Below are 16,624 nucleotides of genomic sequence, written 5' to 3'. Positions count from 1 at the left end.
TTGGAAGGGGAACCTGAATGGATGTACGCGATTCGACCGGACGGCGCAGAACGTCGGTCGCGGCCTTGGGCGCGTTCGCGCTCAGCCTGTCCGTCCTGACCTGGGGGCCGCAAGCGGCCGCCGCACCGGACGACGCCGACCTCGCCGGACTGTCCGAGACCCAACTGTCGAGCCAGGAGCAGTCGGCCACCGGCATCCCGGGCGTCGACGAGATCCGCCACACCCGCAACATCAAGCACTTGGCGAACCTGCCGAAGCCGGCACCCTTCACCGCCTCCTCGACGTGGTCCGACCTGGCGTTCCAGGGCAACTACGCGTTCGACGGCAACTACGACGGGTTCGTCGTCTACGACATCAGCAAGCCGCACAAGCCGAAGATCGCGGCTTCCGTGTGGTGCCCGGGCTCGCAGAACGACATCTCGGTCAGCGGGAACCTGCTCTTCCTGTCGACCGACTCTTCGCGCTCGGACAACTCCTGCTCAAGCACGACGCTCGCCGCGACGAACAAGAACGCGTGGGAGGGCATCAAGGTCTTCGACATCAGCGACAAGACCAACCCGCGCTACGTCGCCGCGGTCGAGACCAAGTGCGGCTCGCACACGCACACGCTGGTGCCGGACAAGGCCGGCAAGGACGTCTACCTGTACGTCTCGTCGTACGGGCCCAGCGCCACCTTCCCGGACTGCCAGCCGCCGCACGACCTGATCTCGATCGTCAAGGTGCCGCTGGCGAACCCGGCGGCGGCCTCGCTGCTCAGCGAGCGGATCATGTTCCCGGACGGCGGCAACGCCGGTCGTGACGGCACGGTGGAGACCGGCTACGTCCGCGCCACCTCCGGCTGCCACGACATCACCGTGTACCCGGCGAAGGACGTCGCGGCCGGAGCCTGCATGGGCGACGGTGTGCTGTGGGACATCTCCGACCGGGAGAACCCGCGCGAGATCGACCGCGTCCAGGACGACGTGAACTTCGCGTTCTGGCACTCGGCGACCTTCAACAACGCCGGCACCAAGGTCGTCTTCACCGACGAGCTCGGCGGCGGCGGCGCGGCGACGTGCAACGAGAAGATCGGCCCGACCCGCGGTGCGGACGGCATCTACGACGTCACCGGCGAAGGTGACGCCCGCGAGCTGGAGTTCCGCTCGTACTACAAGATCTCCCGGACCCAGGGCGACACCGAGAACTGCGTGGCGCACAACGGTTCGCTGATCCCGGTGCACGGGCGCGACATCATGGTGCAGGCGTGGTACCAGGGCGGTATCTCGATCTGGGACTTCACCGACTCCGCCAACCCCAAGGAGATCGGCTGGTTCGAGCGCGGCCCGCTGCCCGACGGCAAGGGCGGCGGCTCGTGGTCGGCGTACTACTACAACGGCTACATCTACTCGTCCGATATGGCCAAGGGCTTCGACGTGCTGGAGATCCGCGACCCGCGGACCGCGCCGGCGAAGGCCATCCGCGTCGGTGAGTTGAACGTGCAGACCCAGGGCGCCTACCGCGACCTGTTCCCGAGGTAGTCGGCACGGCACAGCAGACGCACCACGGGGGCCCGCCGCACACCAGCGGCGGGCCCCTTCGTCCGCCCGTCATCCACATGGCGGTGTGTGAACACTGCATATTCCCCCTTTTAACATCGTATTCACGCGGATCGGTACTCCTAATCGGTGAATCCGTCCACATTCTGACCGGCCCCGCGTAGGATCTGGGACGATTCCTCTTCACGAATTCCTCGCGAGGAGTATTCCCATGCCGGACATGACCCTCTACCGGGGTGAGCGTGACAATGTCTGGCCGGCTCCGGCCGTACGCCTCATCTGGGGCGGTATGACCATTCGGGACCCGTGGCCGGGCGCGCGCCTGCCGAACCAGACCGCCACCGGCGCGTGGTCCGCGCTGTCGCGGGCGATCAGCACCGGCGGCGGAGGCCCGGCCGGGTTCTCGCAGACGCTGCGCACTGCGGGCGTCTCCTACGGCCTGACGTTCGCCCGCACGCCGATCGCGGTCGAGTCGGAGTCCGACCACCACTACGTGATCACGATCAACCACGCGCGCACGTTCCTGCTGCGCTACGGCGGCGTCGGCGGCTGGACGCTGGGCGACGAGGTGCCGTGGGTGACCGACCCGGCCCTGGCCGATCAGGATTACGTGGTGCTGAACGGACCGAGCGTGAACCGGTCGACGGTATTGGGCTACGGCCATTTCGAGGGCACGCCGGAAGTCACGTTGTTCACCGATGTGCCGACGGGGTGGGTGACTTCGGTGAACGGCCTGCCCATCGGCGCGCGCGGTGTGCGCGTGTTGACGGATTCGGCGTTGTCCGAGGCGGAACGGGTCAGGTTGACGAAACTTCGTCGTCCTTGATGCCACGCCGGCCGGCGAGCACCAGGACGACGAGCGCGGCCAGCACGACGGCCACCGCGTGGATCGGCGCGGGCGTGAACGTCACCGCCAGCACCAGCGCGGCGGCGACCGGGAACGCCCAGCGGGCCGTTCCGGGCCGGGGCCGCACCTGGAGCAGCCACAGCACGAGCAGGAACACCGCCACCGGCACCGTCGTGGCCAGGCCGGCGGCCGTCGTCGGCAGGTGGGCGACGTGCAGGTCGTAGTCGACCGCGACCTCCAGCCCCGCGCCGACCGCCGCCACCGACGCGAACACCAGGTAGTGCCCATAACCCCAGGTGATCGCGCGCTTCAACGTGTCGAGCAGGTCGTGCGCCGGGTAGTCGAAGTACAGCCACCACATCGAGAACACGATCACCAGCCCGGCCCCGGCGAGCGAGATCAGGGCGAAGCTCGCGTGCCCCGCGTCCAGCGCCGCGCCGATCGCGCCGGTCGCGGCCAGGATCGACTCGCCCAGCACGATCAGCGTGAACAGACCGTACCGCTCCACGATGTGGTGCGGGTGCCAGGTCGTCTGCCCGGCGCGCTCGGCCCAGACCGGCACCGCCAGCTCCGCCACCGCCATCACCAGGAAGCCGACCAGGAACAGGTTCTCGGGCAGGAACAGCCGGGCCACCCAGCCGATCTGGACCAGCGTGATGCCCAGGGCGTACCGCCGGGCGCACGTCCTTCGCTCGGGGTCGGACTTCGCGGCACGCAGCCACTGCGCCACCATCGCCAGCCGCATCACCACGTACCCAAGGGTGATCACGCTGTAGTCGGACTCGTCGAACGCCCGCGGCACGCCCGCCGCCAACACCAGCACGCCCCCGATCTGCACCAGCGTGGTGAGCCGGTACAGCACGTCGTCGGTGTCGTAGGCGGAGGCGAACCAGGTGAAGTTGAGCCACGCCCACCAGATCGCGAAGAACACCAGCAGGTAGCCGAGCACGCCGGCGCCGATGTGGTTCTCCGACAGCGCGTGGTGCAGCTTGGCCGCCGCCGAGGCGACCGCCACCACGAAGCACAGGTCGAACAGCAACTCCAACGGCGTCGCCGCCCGGTGGCCCTCGTCCGCCCGCCGGGCCTTCATCCGCCGGTACCACGTCGTCATGTGCCGGATCATGCCTTCACACCCACCGGGCCGCTTGTCGCGGGGCCGGCGGCGAACAGGCCGGATCGGCCCGGATCGGCCCACAAGTCTGGGCCGAACGGCGCACGCGGCAACATCAACGGTGACCGTCCGGATCGCATGGCTGGGCCGATGGAACGAGCCGCGTTCGGAAATGGCTGAATGGCGGACCCGATTTCTGCCGAATTGCCAACCCGCATTTCCCGGCCGGGTAACGCGTTCCGTTCCGCGCTCGACATGGGGTTGTCACGTGACGGAAATGCCCCGAATTCCCCCGAACCCATCAGAAGGGCAGATCCATGCGTCACCCACGAAGATCCCTAGCGCTGGCCACCGTCGGCGCGCTGCTGCTCCCCTTCGTCGTCGGCGTGCCGTCGGCGTCGGCCGCACCCGTCTCCGGCGAGGACGTCCTCTACACGTTGGACGCGGACTTCGACCAAGGGGTGCTCCAGGACGTCAACCACGACGCCCCGAACAACGATCAGCTCCAGCTGAACCGCCAGACCGTGTTCTTCCCGTACGTCAACGTGGCCGCCTCCGCGCGCGGCACGATGGTCCGGATCGACGTGGACACCGGCGAGATCGTCGGCGAGTGGCTGTCGGCGCCGGACGGGCAGGGGCGCAACCCGTCCCGCACCACCGTGGACAAGTTCGGCAACACCTGGCTGTCCAACCGGAACGAGGCCTCCGGCGGCAAGGGCTCGGTCACCCGCGTCGGCGTGATCCGCGGCGGCACCCGCACGAACTCCGACGGCACGGCCAACCCGGCCGGCGACTACCTGAAGGGGCCGTTCGGCTACAACACCTGCCTCGACCGCGACAGCGACGGCCTGATCGCCACCTCGCGCGGGCTCGGCGACATCCGGCCGTGGACCAACGCGGGCGGCGCCGACAGCAACGGCGGCGTGACCACCGCGGCCGACGAGTGCCTGATCACCTACAGCCGGGTCGCGGGCACGAACACCCGCACGGTCGCCGTCGACTCCAACAACGACCTGTGGACCGGCGGGTCCAACACCCAGCACCAGAAGATCTCCGGCGTGGACGGCACGCCGGTGACCGCTCCGTTCAGCCTGGGTTGCGGCGGTTACGGCGGGTTGGTCGACAAGGCGGGCACGCTGTGGTCCGCCCGCTACGGCACCAACCTGTTGCGGTACGAGCCGGGCAGCGGCACGGGCGCGTGCCTCGACACGACGCACGGCGACTACGGCCTCGGCATGGACCCGCAGACCGGCGAGATCTGGCACACCCAGGTCAACTCCGGCCGGACGGTCAAGATGGACGCGGCGGGCAACATCCTCGGTTCCTTCCCGCACGGCCACCCGCGCGCACAGGGCGTCGCGGTCGACATGGACGGAAACGTCTGGGTCGCCCACGCGCTGGACAACGGCACGAACACCGTGGGTCACCTGCGCACCGACGGCACGTTCGTCGGCAACGTGGTCCTGCCCGGCGGCAACGGCCCCACCGGTGTCGCGGTCGACACCAACGGCAAGGTGTGGGTCACCAACATCAACTCCAACAACGCCCAGCGCATCGACCCGGACGCCGGTCCGATCGGCGGCGGCAGCTTCCCGGTCGGCGCGGTCGACCTGACCGTCGACCTCGGTCCGGGCGCGGGGCCGTACAACTACAGCGACATGACCGGGTCGGTGCTCGGCGAGATCACCGCGCCGGTCGGCACGTGGTCGGTGGTGCAGGACGGCGGCGTCGCGGGGCAGACCTGGGGCACCGTCACCTGGAACACCGAGGCCCAGGGCAGCGTGCCGCCGGGCACGTCGATCACGGTGGAGGCGCGCACGTCCGACACCGAGGCCGGACTGGCCGGCGAGACGTTCACGCCCGTGTCGAACGGGGTGAAGTTCGCCCGGGTCGGCCGCTACGTCGAGGTCCGGGCGACGCTGACCGCGAGCCCGTCCGGTGACACGCCGGTGCTGTCGGACCTGCGGATCAAGACGTCGAAGCGGACCGGCGTGTTCTCCTGCCAGGCGACCGCGCTGAACCTGGCCGGGATCATCGTGGCCCGCGCCAACCCGCCGGACGTGCCGTGCGTGGACGACGCCAAGGCGGTGGCCAACGTCAACCTGTCCGCGGGCATCCTGACCGTGCGGGCGAGTGCGCTGACCGCGCAGACGAACCAGACGCCGGACGACCTGCTCGCCACGCCACCGGCCCCCGGTGACGGCACGTCATCCAGTGCCCGGATCGAGTACACCCGCATCTCCACCCTGCTGGTGAACATCGAGGTCGGCGTGATCGAGGCGAGCGCGTCGGTGACGTGCGACGCGGCGATGAACCCCCACTTCGCGGGCAAGTCGCGGATCGCGAGCCTGCGGATCAACGGGCTCGCGGTGGACGTGGGCAGCGCGCCGTTGACCATCCCGCTGGTGATCGGCTCGCTGAAGCTGAACAGCACCACGATCACGCCGAACAGCGTCGTGCAGCAGGCGTTCGCGTTGGACACCCTGCTGACCGACGTGGTGCTCGGTGAGGCGAAGGCGAACGTGGAGCCGTTGCCGCGCGAGCGCGGTGGCAGCCCCTGCCGCGTCTGAGTTCCCGCTCCGCTGGTAGTCGCACGTGATGCGGCTACCAGCGGGGTCGTTTGTGGACTGAGAGTCGGTCCTCGTGAAGCCGGGACTCTCAGTTCGGGGTGGGTGGCGTCCCGCCCATGGTTCATTCCGGTCGCACCCGCCGCCGGCCGGCGTACGCGGTGGCGGCGCTGTTCCTCGGGTACGCCGTGTGGTCGCCCTTCTTCTTGATCTGGGGCATTTGCTGGGCAACGGCCGGGTGGCGGCTGGGCAAGCTCGCACGGCACTAGAGTCGGGGGCCTACCGGGGAGTACGGAGTGGATGAACAAGTGCGGGACATCCTGCACGGTCTGAGTGCGAACCCGTCGCTGCCCGACCACCTGCGCGCACGCCTGCGAGCACGTCTGCCCGACCGACCGGCGGCACCTCCGCGCGACACCGCCTGGCACGACGAGCCGGACGTCCGGCGGGCAGCCGACCCGACCACACCGCCGGCCGAGGTGACCGCCCTGCTGGACCACGGCGACACGATCCGGTGGACGCTCGCCGGCCGGCCGGACCTGCCCCTCGACGCCCAGGAACGGCTGGCGGCCGATCGAATCCCCGGTGTCCGCGCGGACCTCGCCGCCAACCCCTGTGTGGCGGAGTCGATCCTGCGCGAACTGGCGGACGACGAGTACGCGGGCGTGCGGCTGGGCGTGGCGCACAACCCGTCCGTCCCGCTGGACGTGCTCACGCGACTGGCCGAGTCGACCCGGATCGGGCCGAGCCTGGTGCCCCGCGTGATGACCGCGACCGACGAGGAACTGCGCCTTCTCGCGGCGTCACCGTCCGCACGGGTCCGCATGCTGGTCGCCCAGCGCACCGCGCTGCCGGCGGATGTCTTCGAGCTGCTCTTGGCGGACGACGACATCCGCGTCGCCAAAGGGATCGCCCCGCACCCGGCCCTGTCGGCGGACCGGGTGCGGGCACTCGCCGCGCGGCACGGGCCGGGCCTGTTCCGCATGCTCGCGACGAATCCCCACTGCACCCCCGAGTTGCTGCACCACATGGCGCGCAACGCCACCGCACGCCGGACCTACCGCGCGGTCGCCGAACACCCGAACACCCGCGCGGAGACCCTGCTGCTCTGCCTCGGGGACGACGCCGCGCGACGGTGGGCGGCGGAGCACCCGAACCTGCCGACCGACGTCCTGGTCGCCCTCGTGGACGACCCGGACCTGGCAAGGCACGCCGCCGCGAACCCGTCACTCCCCGTAGAGGTGATGGAGCGGTTGATCACCCGCTAGCAAACACCGCCTAGAGCCGTGGGTCGACCGGCTCGGACTCCAGCGCGAGTACGGCGAACACGCACTCGTGCACGCGCCACAGCGGCTCGTCACGGGCGACGCGCTCCAACGCCTCCAAGCCCAGCGCGTACTCACGGATCGCCAGCGACCGCTTCGCCCCCAGACCGCGCTTGCGCAGGCGTTCCAGGTTCTCCGGCTCGGTGTAGTCCGGGCCGTAGATGATCCGCAGGTACTCGCGCCCGCGCACCTTCACGCCCGGCTGCACCAGGCCGCGCTCACCGCGCGCCAGGTTCGCCAGCGGCTTGACGACCATGCCCTCGCCGCCGTCCGCCGTCATGTCCTCCCACCAGCGGATGCCCGCCGCGACCTGTGCGTCGTCGGTCGTGTCGACCACCAAGTGCCGAGTACGGGTGAACAGGTCGCCCTGGAGCCGCCCCAACACGTCCAGGTGCCACAGGTGGTCCCGGTCGTGGAACGTCCGGCCGCGTGCGGCGAGCAGCTGGAACGGCGCGATGCTGACGCCCGCCAGCCCGTCGGTCGGCCGGCAGTACCGCTGGTAGGCGTCGCGGTAGCCGGCGGCGTTCGCCAGCCTGCTCTCGGTGCGGCGCAGGAGGTCGGTGACGTCGATGCCCCGCTTGGCGGCCACCGTCAGGACGTCGACCGCCGGGCCGAGCGCACCCGTGGCCGCCGCGCCGACCGAGGCGTACTGCTCCTTGATCAGCCCGGCCGCCTTGGCGTTCCACGGCAGCAGCTCCGCGTCGAACAGCAGCCAGTCGGTGTCGAACTCCTCCCACAGACCGGCCCTCGTCACCTCCTCACGGACACGCGTCAGCAGCTCGTCGCCCAACGGCCGGTTGAAGAACGCCCGACCTGTGCGCGTGTGGATCACGCCTCCGGACTCCTTGCGCACCAGAACCACGGCGCGCGAGCCCATGTGCTTCTCCTCGCAGATCACCTCGCGCACGCCCGCGTTCCGGTACTCCGCGAAGGCGTCCTCCGGGTGCTCCAGCACGTCCGGCCGCTGCGAGGTCGCCGTGGGCGCCATCGTCGGCGGCAGGTACAGCAGCGCGTGCGGGTCGATCGCGAAGCGGCTCATCACCTCCAACGCGGACGCCGCCTGCTCCGGGCGCACGGCCACCCGGCCGCGGTGAGCCGTCTCCACGAACCTGTTGCCCGTGACGTCGGACAACGCCAGCACGTCCGGCTCACGTTCCGCTTCCGGCACGACGAGCGGGCGGACCGGCTCGTACCAGACCTCGTGCGCGTCAACCGAAACGACCTCGCGTTCCGGGTAGCGCAACGCGGTCAGCCTGCCGCCGAACACCACACCCGTGTCCAGGCACATGGTGTTGTTGACCCACTCCACCTCCGGCATCGGCGTGTGCCCGTAGAGCACGGTCGCCTTGCCCCGGTACTCGGTCGCCCACGGGTAGCGCACCGGCAGGCCGTACTCGTCGGTCTCGCCGGTGGTGTCGCCGTAGAGCGCGAAGCTGCGCACCCGCGCCGACGCACGGCCGTGGAAGCGCTCCGGCAGGCCCGCGTGCGCGATCACCAAGTCGCCGCCGTCGAGCACGTAGTGCGCGATCAGGCCGTCGCAGAACCGCTCGACCTTCGCGCGGAACTCCTCCGGCTCGGCCGCGAGCTGCGCCAGCGATTCCGCCAGACCGTGCTTGACCTGCACGTTCCGGCCGCGCAGCGCGCGCACCAGCTTCTGCTCGTGGTTACCGCACACGGCGAACGCGTGCCCGGCTTCCACCATGCCCATGACCAGCCGCAGCACGCCGGGCGTGTCCGGGCCGCGGTCGACCAGGTCGCCGACGAACGCCGCGCGCCTGCCCTCGGGCGGAATCGCGTCCACCGGACGTCCGTCCGCGTCACGCACCAGCGCGTAGCCGAGCTTGACGAGCAGGTCCTCCAGCTCCGCGCGGCACCCGTGCACGTCGCCGATCACGTCGAACGGGCCGGTCTCGTGGCGCAGGTCGTTGAGCAGCTTCTCCGGCACGATGACGGCTTCGTCCACTTCGGACTGCGCACGCAGCACGTGCACCCGCTTGAAGCCCTCCTTGCCGAGGAACTTCACCGACTTCCGCAACGCCATCCGGTGCCGCCGCACGACGTGCGCGCCGAAGTCGCGGTCCGGGCGGGTGGCGTTGCGCGCCACGCAGACCTCCTCCGGCGTGTCCAGCACGATGGCGACCGGAAGCACGTTGTGCTCGCGGGCCAGCTCGACCAGGTGCGCGCGGTCGGCCCGCTGCACGTTCGTCGCGTCGATCACGGTGGTCCGGCCGGCGTCCAGCCGCTTGCCCGCCACGAAGTGCAGCACCTCGAACGCGGCGGCGGACGCCGACTGGTCGTTCTCGTCGTCGGCGACCAGACCGCGGAAGTAGTCGCTGGACAGCACCTGCGTGTGCCGGAAGTGCTTGCGCGCGAACGTGGACTTGCCCGAGCCGGACGCGCCGACCAGCACCACCAGGCACAGGTCCGGGATCTTGAGCTCCATCAGTTGTCCTCCCCCGTACTGGTGTGCTCGGCCAGGCAGAAGACGGCGAGCTGGGTCGGCGCGCCGCGTTCGGCGTCCACCGGCCCGATCGGCAGGTGGCTCACGGTGTAGCCGTGCCTGGCCGCGACGCCCGTCGTCCAGTCCTCGAACTCGGCCCTGGTCCACTCGAACCGGTGATCCGAATGCCGGTGCTGACCTTCCGGCAGAGTCTCGAACAGCGCGTTGTACTCGACGTTCGGCGTGGTGACCAGAACCGTGCGCGGACGCGCGACGACGAACACCGAGTGCTCCAACGCGGGCAGGCGGTCCGGGTCGAGGTGTTCCACCACCTCCATCAGCACGGCGGCGTCGTACCCCTTCAGCTCCGGGTCGGCGTAGGTCAGCGAGGACTGGCGCAGCGTGAGGCGGGCGCGCTGGCGGTCCGACATCTTGTCCAGCTTGAGCTTGCGCGCGGCGGTGGAAAGGGCGCGCGCGGACACGTCCACGCCCTGGATGCCGGTGAACTCGGGCTGTTCGAGCAGTGCCCGCAGCAACGCGCCGTCACCGCAGCCGAGGTCCAGGACCGTGCGCGCGCCGGCCTGCTTGAGCTGGTCGAGGATCGCCTCCCGGCGCCGCACGGCGAGCGAGATCTTGGGTTCGGTGAGCGCGTTGTCCAGCTCCTCCGGCTCGACCTCCTCCACGTCGGCCAGGCGGGACAGCGCGGACTGCACCAGCGGACGCCGGCGCATGAGGTACCGGGTGGTGATCAGCTCGCGGTCCGGGTGCGTGCCCAGCCACCCCTCCCCCGCGCGCAGCAGCTTGTCCACCTCGTCCTCGGCGACCCAGTAGTGCTTGTTGCCGTCGAGGACCGGAAGCAGGACGTAGAGGTGCTTCAGCGCGTCGGACAGGGTGAGGGTGCCGGTGAGGGTCACGTCGGCGTACCGCGAATCCTCGTCGTCGCCGTCACCGAGCGGGATCGGGGTGATCCGGGTGGTCCAGCCGAGCGGGGTGAAGAGGCGTTCCACCAGCCGGTGCGGCAGCACCGGGATGCGGACGGTCAACGGAATCGGTGTGGTGGCGACGTCCTCGTGGGTCTTGCTGCGGCCGTTCATCGCGGTGCGGAAGACCGAACCGAGGGCGACGGTCAGCAGCGAGCCTGCGACGTACGGGCGGTCGTTGACGTACTGGGTGAGCGTGCTGCCGGGCCCGCGCACCAAGGCGACCGGGTCGACCTCCAGCAGGAGCGCGACCGTGCACTCCTCCTCGTCCGCACGTGGGTAGAAGACGTGTGCGGTGCCAGAGGAGGTGGTGAACGTTTGCGCGCGCTCGGGATGCTTGTGCAGGAGGTGGCTGAGGTCGGTGGCCGGGCGGTGGGTCGTGGTCAGGGTGAGCAGCACGCGTCGAGTGTGGACGACCTGCTCCCGTTCGCGCTGCCGAATTACCGCGGGACCTCCGGTTTGTCGGGTGGCGACGGTGCCGTTCGAATGCATTGGCGAGTGCGGGCAATTCGATGGGAAATTCACGGATAACAGGCGATAATGAGACGCCGCACGACACCGGCAGCACGCTGATCCGTTTGGCCCACAGTCGCCCATCGGACCTTGGACTACCCTCGATCACGCCTCGCCGCGCGGTTCGGCGGGGCATTGCAGGTGGTGCACCGGCGACCGGAAGATTTCCATGCGAATTTTAGTCCTGCACCGCGTTCCGGACACCCTGGTCCGGTATGCGGAGAGTGTCGACCACCACGCGCACGAGGTCACCTACATCAGCGTGCCCGACCGCGTGGAGACCATGCCGGCCGACGTCCCGGCCCGTCGTCTCAGCCGTCCCGGCACGGGCCCGGCGCACGAGGAGATCATCGCCGCGCTCGCCGGCGAACCCGCGCCCGACGTGGTGATCGCGTTGTCCGAGTACGACTTGCTGACGGCGGCCAAGGTGCGGGAAGCCCTGGGCGTTCCCGGCCCGACCGAAGCCGAAGTGCTGCCCTACCGGGACAAGGTGGCCATGAAGGCCGCTGTCGCCGCACGGGGATTGCGCACGCCACGCTTCTCGGGGCTGACGGCCGCGCTTGCCGCCCCCGAAGACGTGCCGTGGACCGGCGGGACCGTGCTCAAGCCGAAGTCCGGCGCGTCCAGTGAGGGCGTCACCCGCCACCCGAGCGTCAATGGCGCGCTGGAAGCCGGGCGCGGCATGGCTGTCGACGCGGACGAGTACGAGATCGAGGAGTTCGTCGAAGGGCCGATCATTCACGTGGACGGTCTGGTCGCCGACGGCGCGCCGGTCACCGTGATGGTGAGCCGGTACGTGAACACCTGCCTCGCCTACGCCGAAGGGGAACCGCTCGGATCGGTGCAGATCGACACCGATCCCGAAGTCGTGGACTGGGTATTGCGCTGCCTCGCCGCGGTGAACATCTCGACCGGCCCGTTCCACCTCGAAGCCATCGAAGGCGCGGACGGCCTCGTGTTCCTGGAGGTCGGCGCGAGGTTCGGCGGCGCGGACGTGGTGGACACCTTCGAATTGGCGACCGGTGTGCGGCTGCCGTCGGCCCAGTTGCGGCTGCTGGTGGAAGGCGCGAGCGCCCACATCCCGAACCGGGTGCCGGCGCCGGACGCGAGGTTCGGCTGGTTCGTCTGGCCCGGCCACACGCTCGGCACTACGCACTGCCGCGTGTCCGGCGCCGAGGACTACGCGGAGCACCCGCTGGTGTGGCGGTGGGTGCAGCGCGCCGACGGCGAACCGGTGTCCCAGACGATCACCTACGCCGACGCGCACGTTCCCCTGGCCGGTGTGACGGGTCCGGCGGGCAGCGACGACATGGCCCGGCTGATGGCCGAGATGTTCGCCGCGGTCAAGGTCGGGCCCGCCCTGCCGGAGACCGAGGCGTGACGGCCACCGAACCGCCGCCCGCGCGCGGTCTGCGTGCCCGCGCACGGGCTTTGCTCCCCGAGGGGCGCGGCGCGCGCTGGTTGGTCGGCGCGTCGTTCATCGACTCGCTCGGCACCGGGCTGTTCATCGCGGGCTCGGCGCTGTTCTTCACCAAGGTCCTCGGCCTGACCATCGGCGAGGTCGGCATCGGCCTCACCATCTCGGGCATCGCCGGCTTGCTCGGCACGCCGATCATCGGCCGGCTCGCGGACCGGATCGGACCCAAGCGGGGCCTGGTCGCGTTGTACGGCTGGCGCGGCGCGTGTTTCGTGCTCTACCCGTTCGCCGACACCCCGGTGTTGTTCTACGCGGTCGCGTTCCTGGTCGGCTTCGCCGAGTGGAGCAGCGGACCCCTCACGCAGTCCCTGGTCGGCACGATCTCCACCGGTGACCGGCGGGTGCGGACGATGGCGGTCATCGGCTCGGTCCGCAACGCCGGCTTCACCGGCGGCGCGCTCCTCGCCACCGGAGCCGTCGCGGCCGGAGACCCGCGGTTCTACACGTTCCTGGTCCTCGCCGACGCGCTGACGTTCTTCGCCGCGGCCGTGATGCTCGCGAGGCTGCCTTTGGTCGCCGCGACGCCGGTCGGCGAGAGCGCGAAAACGCCCGCGACCGCCGCCGTCGCCATGGTGCGCGACGTGCGGTTCCTCGTGCTCACCGGGCTCAACGGAATCCTGTACCTGCACTCGATCCTGCTGACCGTGGGACTGCCGCTGTGGATCAGCACGCGGACGTCGACACCGCTCGCCGTGGTCGGTGTGGTCGTCGTGGTCAACACGGTGATGGTGATCGTGCTCCAGGTGCCCTTGAGCCGCGGTGTCGAAGGTCTGCGCCCCTCGGCACGCAGGCAGTTGTGGGCGGGGTGGCTCCTCGGGGCGTGCTGCGTGCTCGTCGCGTTCACGCCGAACGTGAGCGCGACGTGGGCGGTCGTGCTCGTGCTGGCCGCCGTGGTCGCCATGACGCTGGGCGAGATCTGGCAGTCCATCGGCGCGTGGGGCATCTCCTACGCGCTGAGCCCGGAACACCGCCGGTCGACGTACCTGTCGGTGTACCACCTGGGTTTGACGGGGTCGAGCGTGGTCGGGCCCGCGCTGATCACCTTCGCCGTGATCGACGTCGGGCCGGTCGGCTGGCTCGGCCTCGGCGCCGCGTTCGTGCTGACGGGCTTCGCCGTGTCGCTGATCTCGCGGCCGGCGGACGAACCGGCGATGGCGCACAACTGACGGATCGTTCCGAGAAACTGGGGGTAGGCGGCGTGCAGACGCTGTTGTTGGTTGGGGTCGGGCGCATGGGGCTGCCGTACCTGGCGGCCGGACGTGCGCTGGGCGCCAGGGTCGTGGCCGTGGAGACGGCGCAGAAGGCGGAGTCGATCGCGGGGCTCGTGGACCGGCTGACGGTCACCCGCGGCGCTTCCGACGAGCTGTGGGCCGAGGGCGCGTTCGCCGCGGTCGCCGCCGAACGGCCGGACGGCGTGATCGCGTTCAGCGAGCCGCAGGTCCTGGCCGCGTCGATGGTGCAGGAGGAACTGGGCGTTCCGGGGCCTTCGCTGCGCGCGAGCGTCATCTCGCGCAACAAGGCGCTCCAGCGCGGCCGGTTCGCGGCGGCGGGCATCGCGCAGCCGGAGCACCTCGTCGTGGACGACCTGGCCGGTGCGGCCGAGTGGGCACTGGCACGGTTGCCGGTGGTGGTCAAGCCGCTGTCCATGGCGGGCAGCATGGGTGTCGAGCTGGTGCCGGACGCGGCGGCGTTCGCGGAGGTGGCCGCGCGGCGGTCGGGCGAGGGCCGGCTCCTGGTCGAGCGTGCGATCGAAGGGCCCGAGTACAGCTGGGAGGCGCTGGTCGTCGGCGGCGCTGTGTGGTTCGCCAACGTCACCGCCAAGGAGACCACCGGGCCGCCGAACTTCATCGAGGTCGCGCACCGGTCGGCCGCCGACGTCACCGACGAAGTGCGGGCCACGATCGACCGGTTCGGCGCGGACGTCCTGGCGGCGATGGGGATGCGCAGCGGTCTGGTGCACCTGGAGTTCCGGCTCACCGACGCCGGGCCGGTGCTGATGGAGATCGCCGTCCGCACCCCCGGCGACCACCTGATGGAGCTGCTGGGCCTGACCTACGGCCTCGACTGGTTCGAGCTGGTGGCGAGGGTCGCGCTCGGCCGTGCGCTGCCGACGCCCCCGACCGGGCCGATCCGGTACGCGGCGAGCTACCTGCCACTGGCCACCGCCGGCACGGTCACCGCCATCCACGGCCTGGAAGCCGTGCGCGAGCACAAGACGGTCGTGGAGGCGGGCCTGAGCGTGGCGGTCGACTCCGTGGTCGAACCCGCGCGGTCCTCGAACCAGCGGGTCGGCCAGGTGCTGCTGGCCGCCGGCGACCGGGTCGAGCTGGAAGCCGCGCTGGCGGAAGTCCGGCGGACCCTCGTGGTGGAGACCGCGCCGCGCTGACATCCGGGTGCGCGGCGGTGGGCTCCACCGCCGCGCACCCACCCGCTCATTCCGCGGGCGTCACCGTGAACAGCTCGTCGGTGCGCCGCGCCGCCAGATCGTCCACATAGGACCGGAACAGCTTGGCCTCGTCCTCGGTCGGCTCGGCCTTGAACGCCTCCAGCACGCCGTCGCGCGCGAGGTACGAGGTGGCCGGGCGGGACGTGTCGCCGACCTTGGCCGTGAGGTAGAGGCCCAGCTCGTCGCGGGTCAGCCCTTCCACCGGGCGCACCTCGCCGATCGTGCCGGGAGGCGCCTTGAGGAACGCGGTGGCGCCGACACCGCGCGCGGTGCGCGGGAAGTCCGGGAAGCCGTCGAACGGCCGCAGGTAGGACGCGTAGTGCACGTCGTACGGGCTGTACCCGTACACGCGGTCGATCAGGTCCATGATCCCGTCGCCGCCGGGCCGCGCGGCGACCTCGACCACGCTCAGCCGGTCGCCGTTCACCAGCACCTCGACGTGCGCCAGGCCGCGGGTGATGTCCAGCGCCGCGCACGCGTCCAGCGCCACCTGCCGCAGCGCGGCGTTGTCGCTGTCCTGGCTGGGCACGAGCTGGCCGCGCTCGGTGAAGTAGGGCGGACCGGCCTTGGACTTGTCCGTCACCGCGAGCACCGCGCGGTGGTCGTCCCAGTTCGCCACCTCCACGGACACCTCGTGGGTCGCGTCCACGAACTCCTCGGCCTGGAAGCGGCCGTCGGCGAAGTCGTAGATCGGCGCGATCTCCAGCAGCGAGTCGCGGCAGTAGTCGAAGGCGGCGGGCAGCTCGTCGGGGTGGTCGACCTTGATCGTGCCGACGTTGCCCGCGAAGTCACGCGGCTTGAGCACGAGGGGGAACGTCAGTTCGGCGGCACCGGCCCGCAACTCGTCCAGGGTGGAGAACAACCGGTGCTTCGCGCACGGCACACCGGCGTTCTCGAACGCCACCTTCATGGTGTGCTTGTCCCGCGAGCGGGCCAGCGCCTCGTCGGACAGCGTGCGCAGCCCGTAGTGCTTGGAGATGGCGACCGAGACGTGCACGCACATCTCGATGATCGGCGCGACGGCCTGGGGCCGCAGCCCGGTCCGCTGCTCGAACTCGCGGACCGCGTCCAGCGCCTGCTCGGCGTTGTAGTAGTCCGCTTCGAGGACGTGGTCGAAGAACCGGTTCAACTGACTGGCCGCGGGCGACGCGCTCATTCCCAGCACGGGCCCGGGGTACGTGCGCAACGCGGAGACGATCGCGCGTTCGCGTAACAGGATGTCCGCACCGAGGACCAGGAGGTACCGGTCCCCGGTGGCTGCCGCCGCGGAAATGTTGAACATGCGTTTCCTCCGGTGCAAAGGACGACCGGCTGTCACCCCTCGTTGGAAACGGGGGTGACAGCCGGTCGGCGTGGTGTCAGTTGCGGTGCTCGCCGGTAGCG

Annotated in this window: 12 protein-coding genes; 8 read left to right on the top strand and 4 right to left on the bottom strand. The window is 70.5% G+C overall.

The features are described from left to right. The first annotated feature begins 17 nt into the window (after positions 1 to 17). The gene (locus F4560_RS06105) at positions 18 to 1,517 is read left to right on the top strand and encodes an LVIVD repeat-containing protein (protein WP_184917352.1); all 1,500 of its coding nucleotides are present in this window, start codon (positions 18 to 20) and stop codon (positions 1,515 to 1,517) included. 229 nt (positions 1,518 to 1,746) lie between these two features. After that, on the top strand, positions 1,747 to 2,361 hold the full coding sequence (locus F4560_RS06100; RefSeq protein ID WP_184917350.1) for a hypothetical protein: 615 nt from the start codon (positions 1,747 to 1,749) through the stop codon (positions 2,359 to 2,361). On the opposite strand, the gene F4560_RS06095 is transcribed toward F4560_RS06100, so the two are convergent. Next, positions 2,333 to 3,493 (bottom strand): low temperature requirement protein A, encoded by a 1,161-nt coding sequence (locus tag F4560_RS06095; protein ID WP_184917347.1) that lies wholly within the window; start codon positions 3,491 to 3,493, stop codon positions 2,333 to 2,335. The two genes, F4560_RS06100 and F4560_RS06095, sit on opposite strands and share 29 nt — an antisense overlap. A 317-nt stretch (positions 3,494 to 3,810) precedes the next feature. Between F4560_RS06095 and F4560_RS06090 the strand changes: the two genes are divergently transcribed. The 3 genes from F4560_RS06090 (at position 3,811) to F4560_RS06080 (ending at position 7,328) form a co-directional block, all read left to right on the top strand. Further along, positions 3,811 to 6,063, top strand: a complete 2,253-nt coding sequence (locus tag F4560_RS06090) for an NHL repeat-containing protein (protein WP_221483362.1) — start codon at positions 3,811 to 3,813, stop codon at positions 6,061 to 6,063. A gap of 116 nt (positions 6,064 to 6,179) precedes the next feature. After that, positions 6,180 to 6,329, top strand: coding sequence for a hypothetical protein (locus tag F4560_RS06085; protein ID WP_184917344.1), 150 nt, complete (start codon positions 6,180 to 6,182; stop codon positions 6,327 to 6,329). Between the two features lie 27 nt (positions 6,330 to 6,356). Further along, a complete protein-coding gene (locus tag F4560_RS06080) occupies positions 6,357 to 7,328 on the top strand; it encodes a hypothetical protein (RefSeq protein ID WP_184917340.1) in 972 nt (323 codons plus the stop codon). A 10-nt stretch (positions 7,329 to 7,338) separates the two neighbouring features. On the opposite strand, the gene F4560_RS06075 is transcribed toward F4560_RS06080, so the two are convergent. Beyond that, the gene (locus tag F4560_RS06075; protein WP_184917337.1) at positions 7,339 to 9,828 is read right to left on the bottom strand and encodes a polynucleotide kinase-phosphatase; all 2,490 of its coding nucleotides are present in this window, start codon (positions 9,826 to 9,828) and stop codon (positions 7,339 to 7,341) included. Beyond that, the gene (locus tag F4560_RS06070) at positions 9,828 to 11,204 is read right to left on the bottom strand and encodes a 3' terminal RNA ribose 2'-O-methyltransferase Hen1 (RefSeq protein ID WP_184917334.1); all 1,377 of its coding nucleotides are present in this window, start codon (positions 11,202 to 11,204) and stop codon (positions 9,828 to 9,830) included. The genes F4560_RS06075 and F4560_RS06070 overlap by 1 nt, the downstream gene beginning before the upstream one ends. A gap of 283 nt (positions 11,205 to 11,487) precedes the next feature. Between F4560_RS06070 and F4560_RS44190 the strand changes: the two genes are divergently transcribed. The 3 genes from F4560_RS44190 to F4560_RS06055 are packed head-to-tail and all read left to right on the top strand — an operon-like array spanning position 11,488 to position 15,181. Next, positions 11,488 to 12,699, top strand: coding sequence for an ATP-grasp domain-containing protein (locus tag F4560_RS44190; protein ID WP_246477745.1), 1,212 nt, complete (start codon positions 11,488 to 11,490; stop codon positions 12,697 to 12,699). Further along, on the top strand, positions 12,696 to 13,961 hold the full coding sequence (locus tag F4560_RS06060; RefSeq protein WP_184917330.1) for an MFS transporter: 1,266 nt from the start codon (positions 12,696 to 12,698) through the stop codon (positions 13,959 to 13,961). The genes F4560_RS44190 and F4560_RS06060 overlap by 4 nt, the downstream gene beginning before the upstream one ends. 32 nt (positions 13,962 to 13,993) lie before the next feature. Further along, on the top strand, positions 13,994 to 15,181 hold the full coding sequence (locus tag F4560_RS06055; RefSeq protein WP_221483360.1) for an ATP-grasp domain-containing protein: 1,188 nt from the start codon (positions 13,994 to 13,996) through the stop codon (positions 15,179 to 15,181). Positions 15,182 to 15,227: 46 nt separating this feature from the next. Here F4560_RS06055 and F4560_RS06050 read toward each other — a convergent pair whose 3' ends face one another. Then, positions 15,228 to 16,523: an ATP-grasp domain-containing protein gene (locus F4560_RS06050; protein ID WP_184917328.1), complete on the bottom strand. Its 1,296-nt coding sequence runs from the start codon at positions 16,521 to 16,523 to the stop codon at positions 15,228 to 15,230. Positions 16,524 to 16,624 lie beyond the last annotated feature (101 nt).

The sequence above is a fragment of the Saccharothrix ecbatanensis genome (assembly GCF_014205015.1).
Lineage (GTDB): Bacteria > Actinomycetota > Actinomycetes > Mycobacteriales > Pseudonocardiaceae > Actinosynnema > Actinosynnema ecbatanense.
This window is presented reverse-complemented; position numbering and strand designations above follow the sequence as displayed.

Coding starts and splice junctions, on each gene's coding strand:
- F4560_RS06095 (WP_184917347.1), bottom strand. CDS start 3,493: ATGACGACGTGGTACCGGCGGATGAAGGCCCGGCGGGCGGACGAGGGC.
- F4560_RS06050 (WP_184917328.1), bottom strand. CDS start 16,523: ATGTTCAACATTTCCGCGGCGGCAGCCACCGGGGACCGGTACCTCCTG.
- F4560_RS06085 (WP_184917344.1), top strand. CDS start 6,180: ATGGTTCATTCCGGTCGCACCCGCCGCCGGCCGGCGTACGCGGTGGCG.
- F4560_RS06075 (WP_184917337.1), bottom strand. CDS start 9,828: ATGGAGCTCAAGATCCCGGACCTGTGCCTGGTGGTGCTGGTCGGCGCG.
- F4560_RS06100 (WP_184917350.1), top strand. CDS start 1,747: ATGCCGGACATGACCCTCTACCGGGGTGAGCGTGACAATGTCTGGCCG.
- F4560_RS06090 (WP_221483362.1), top strand. CDS start 3,811: ATGCGTCACCCACGAAGATCCCTAGCGCTGGCCACCGTCGGCGCGCTG.
- F4560_RS44190 (WP_246477745.1), top strand. CDS start 11,488: ATGCGAATTTTAGTCCTGCACCGCGTTCCGGACACCCTGGTCCGGTAT.
- F4560_RS06105 (WP_184917352.1), top strand. CDS start 18: ATGGATGTACGCGATTCGACCGGACGGCGCAGAACGTCGGTCGCGGCC.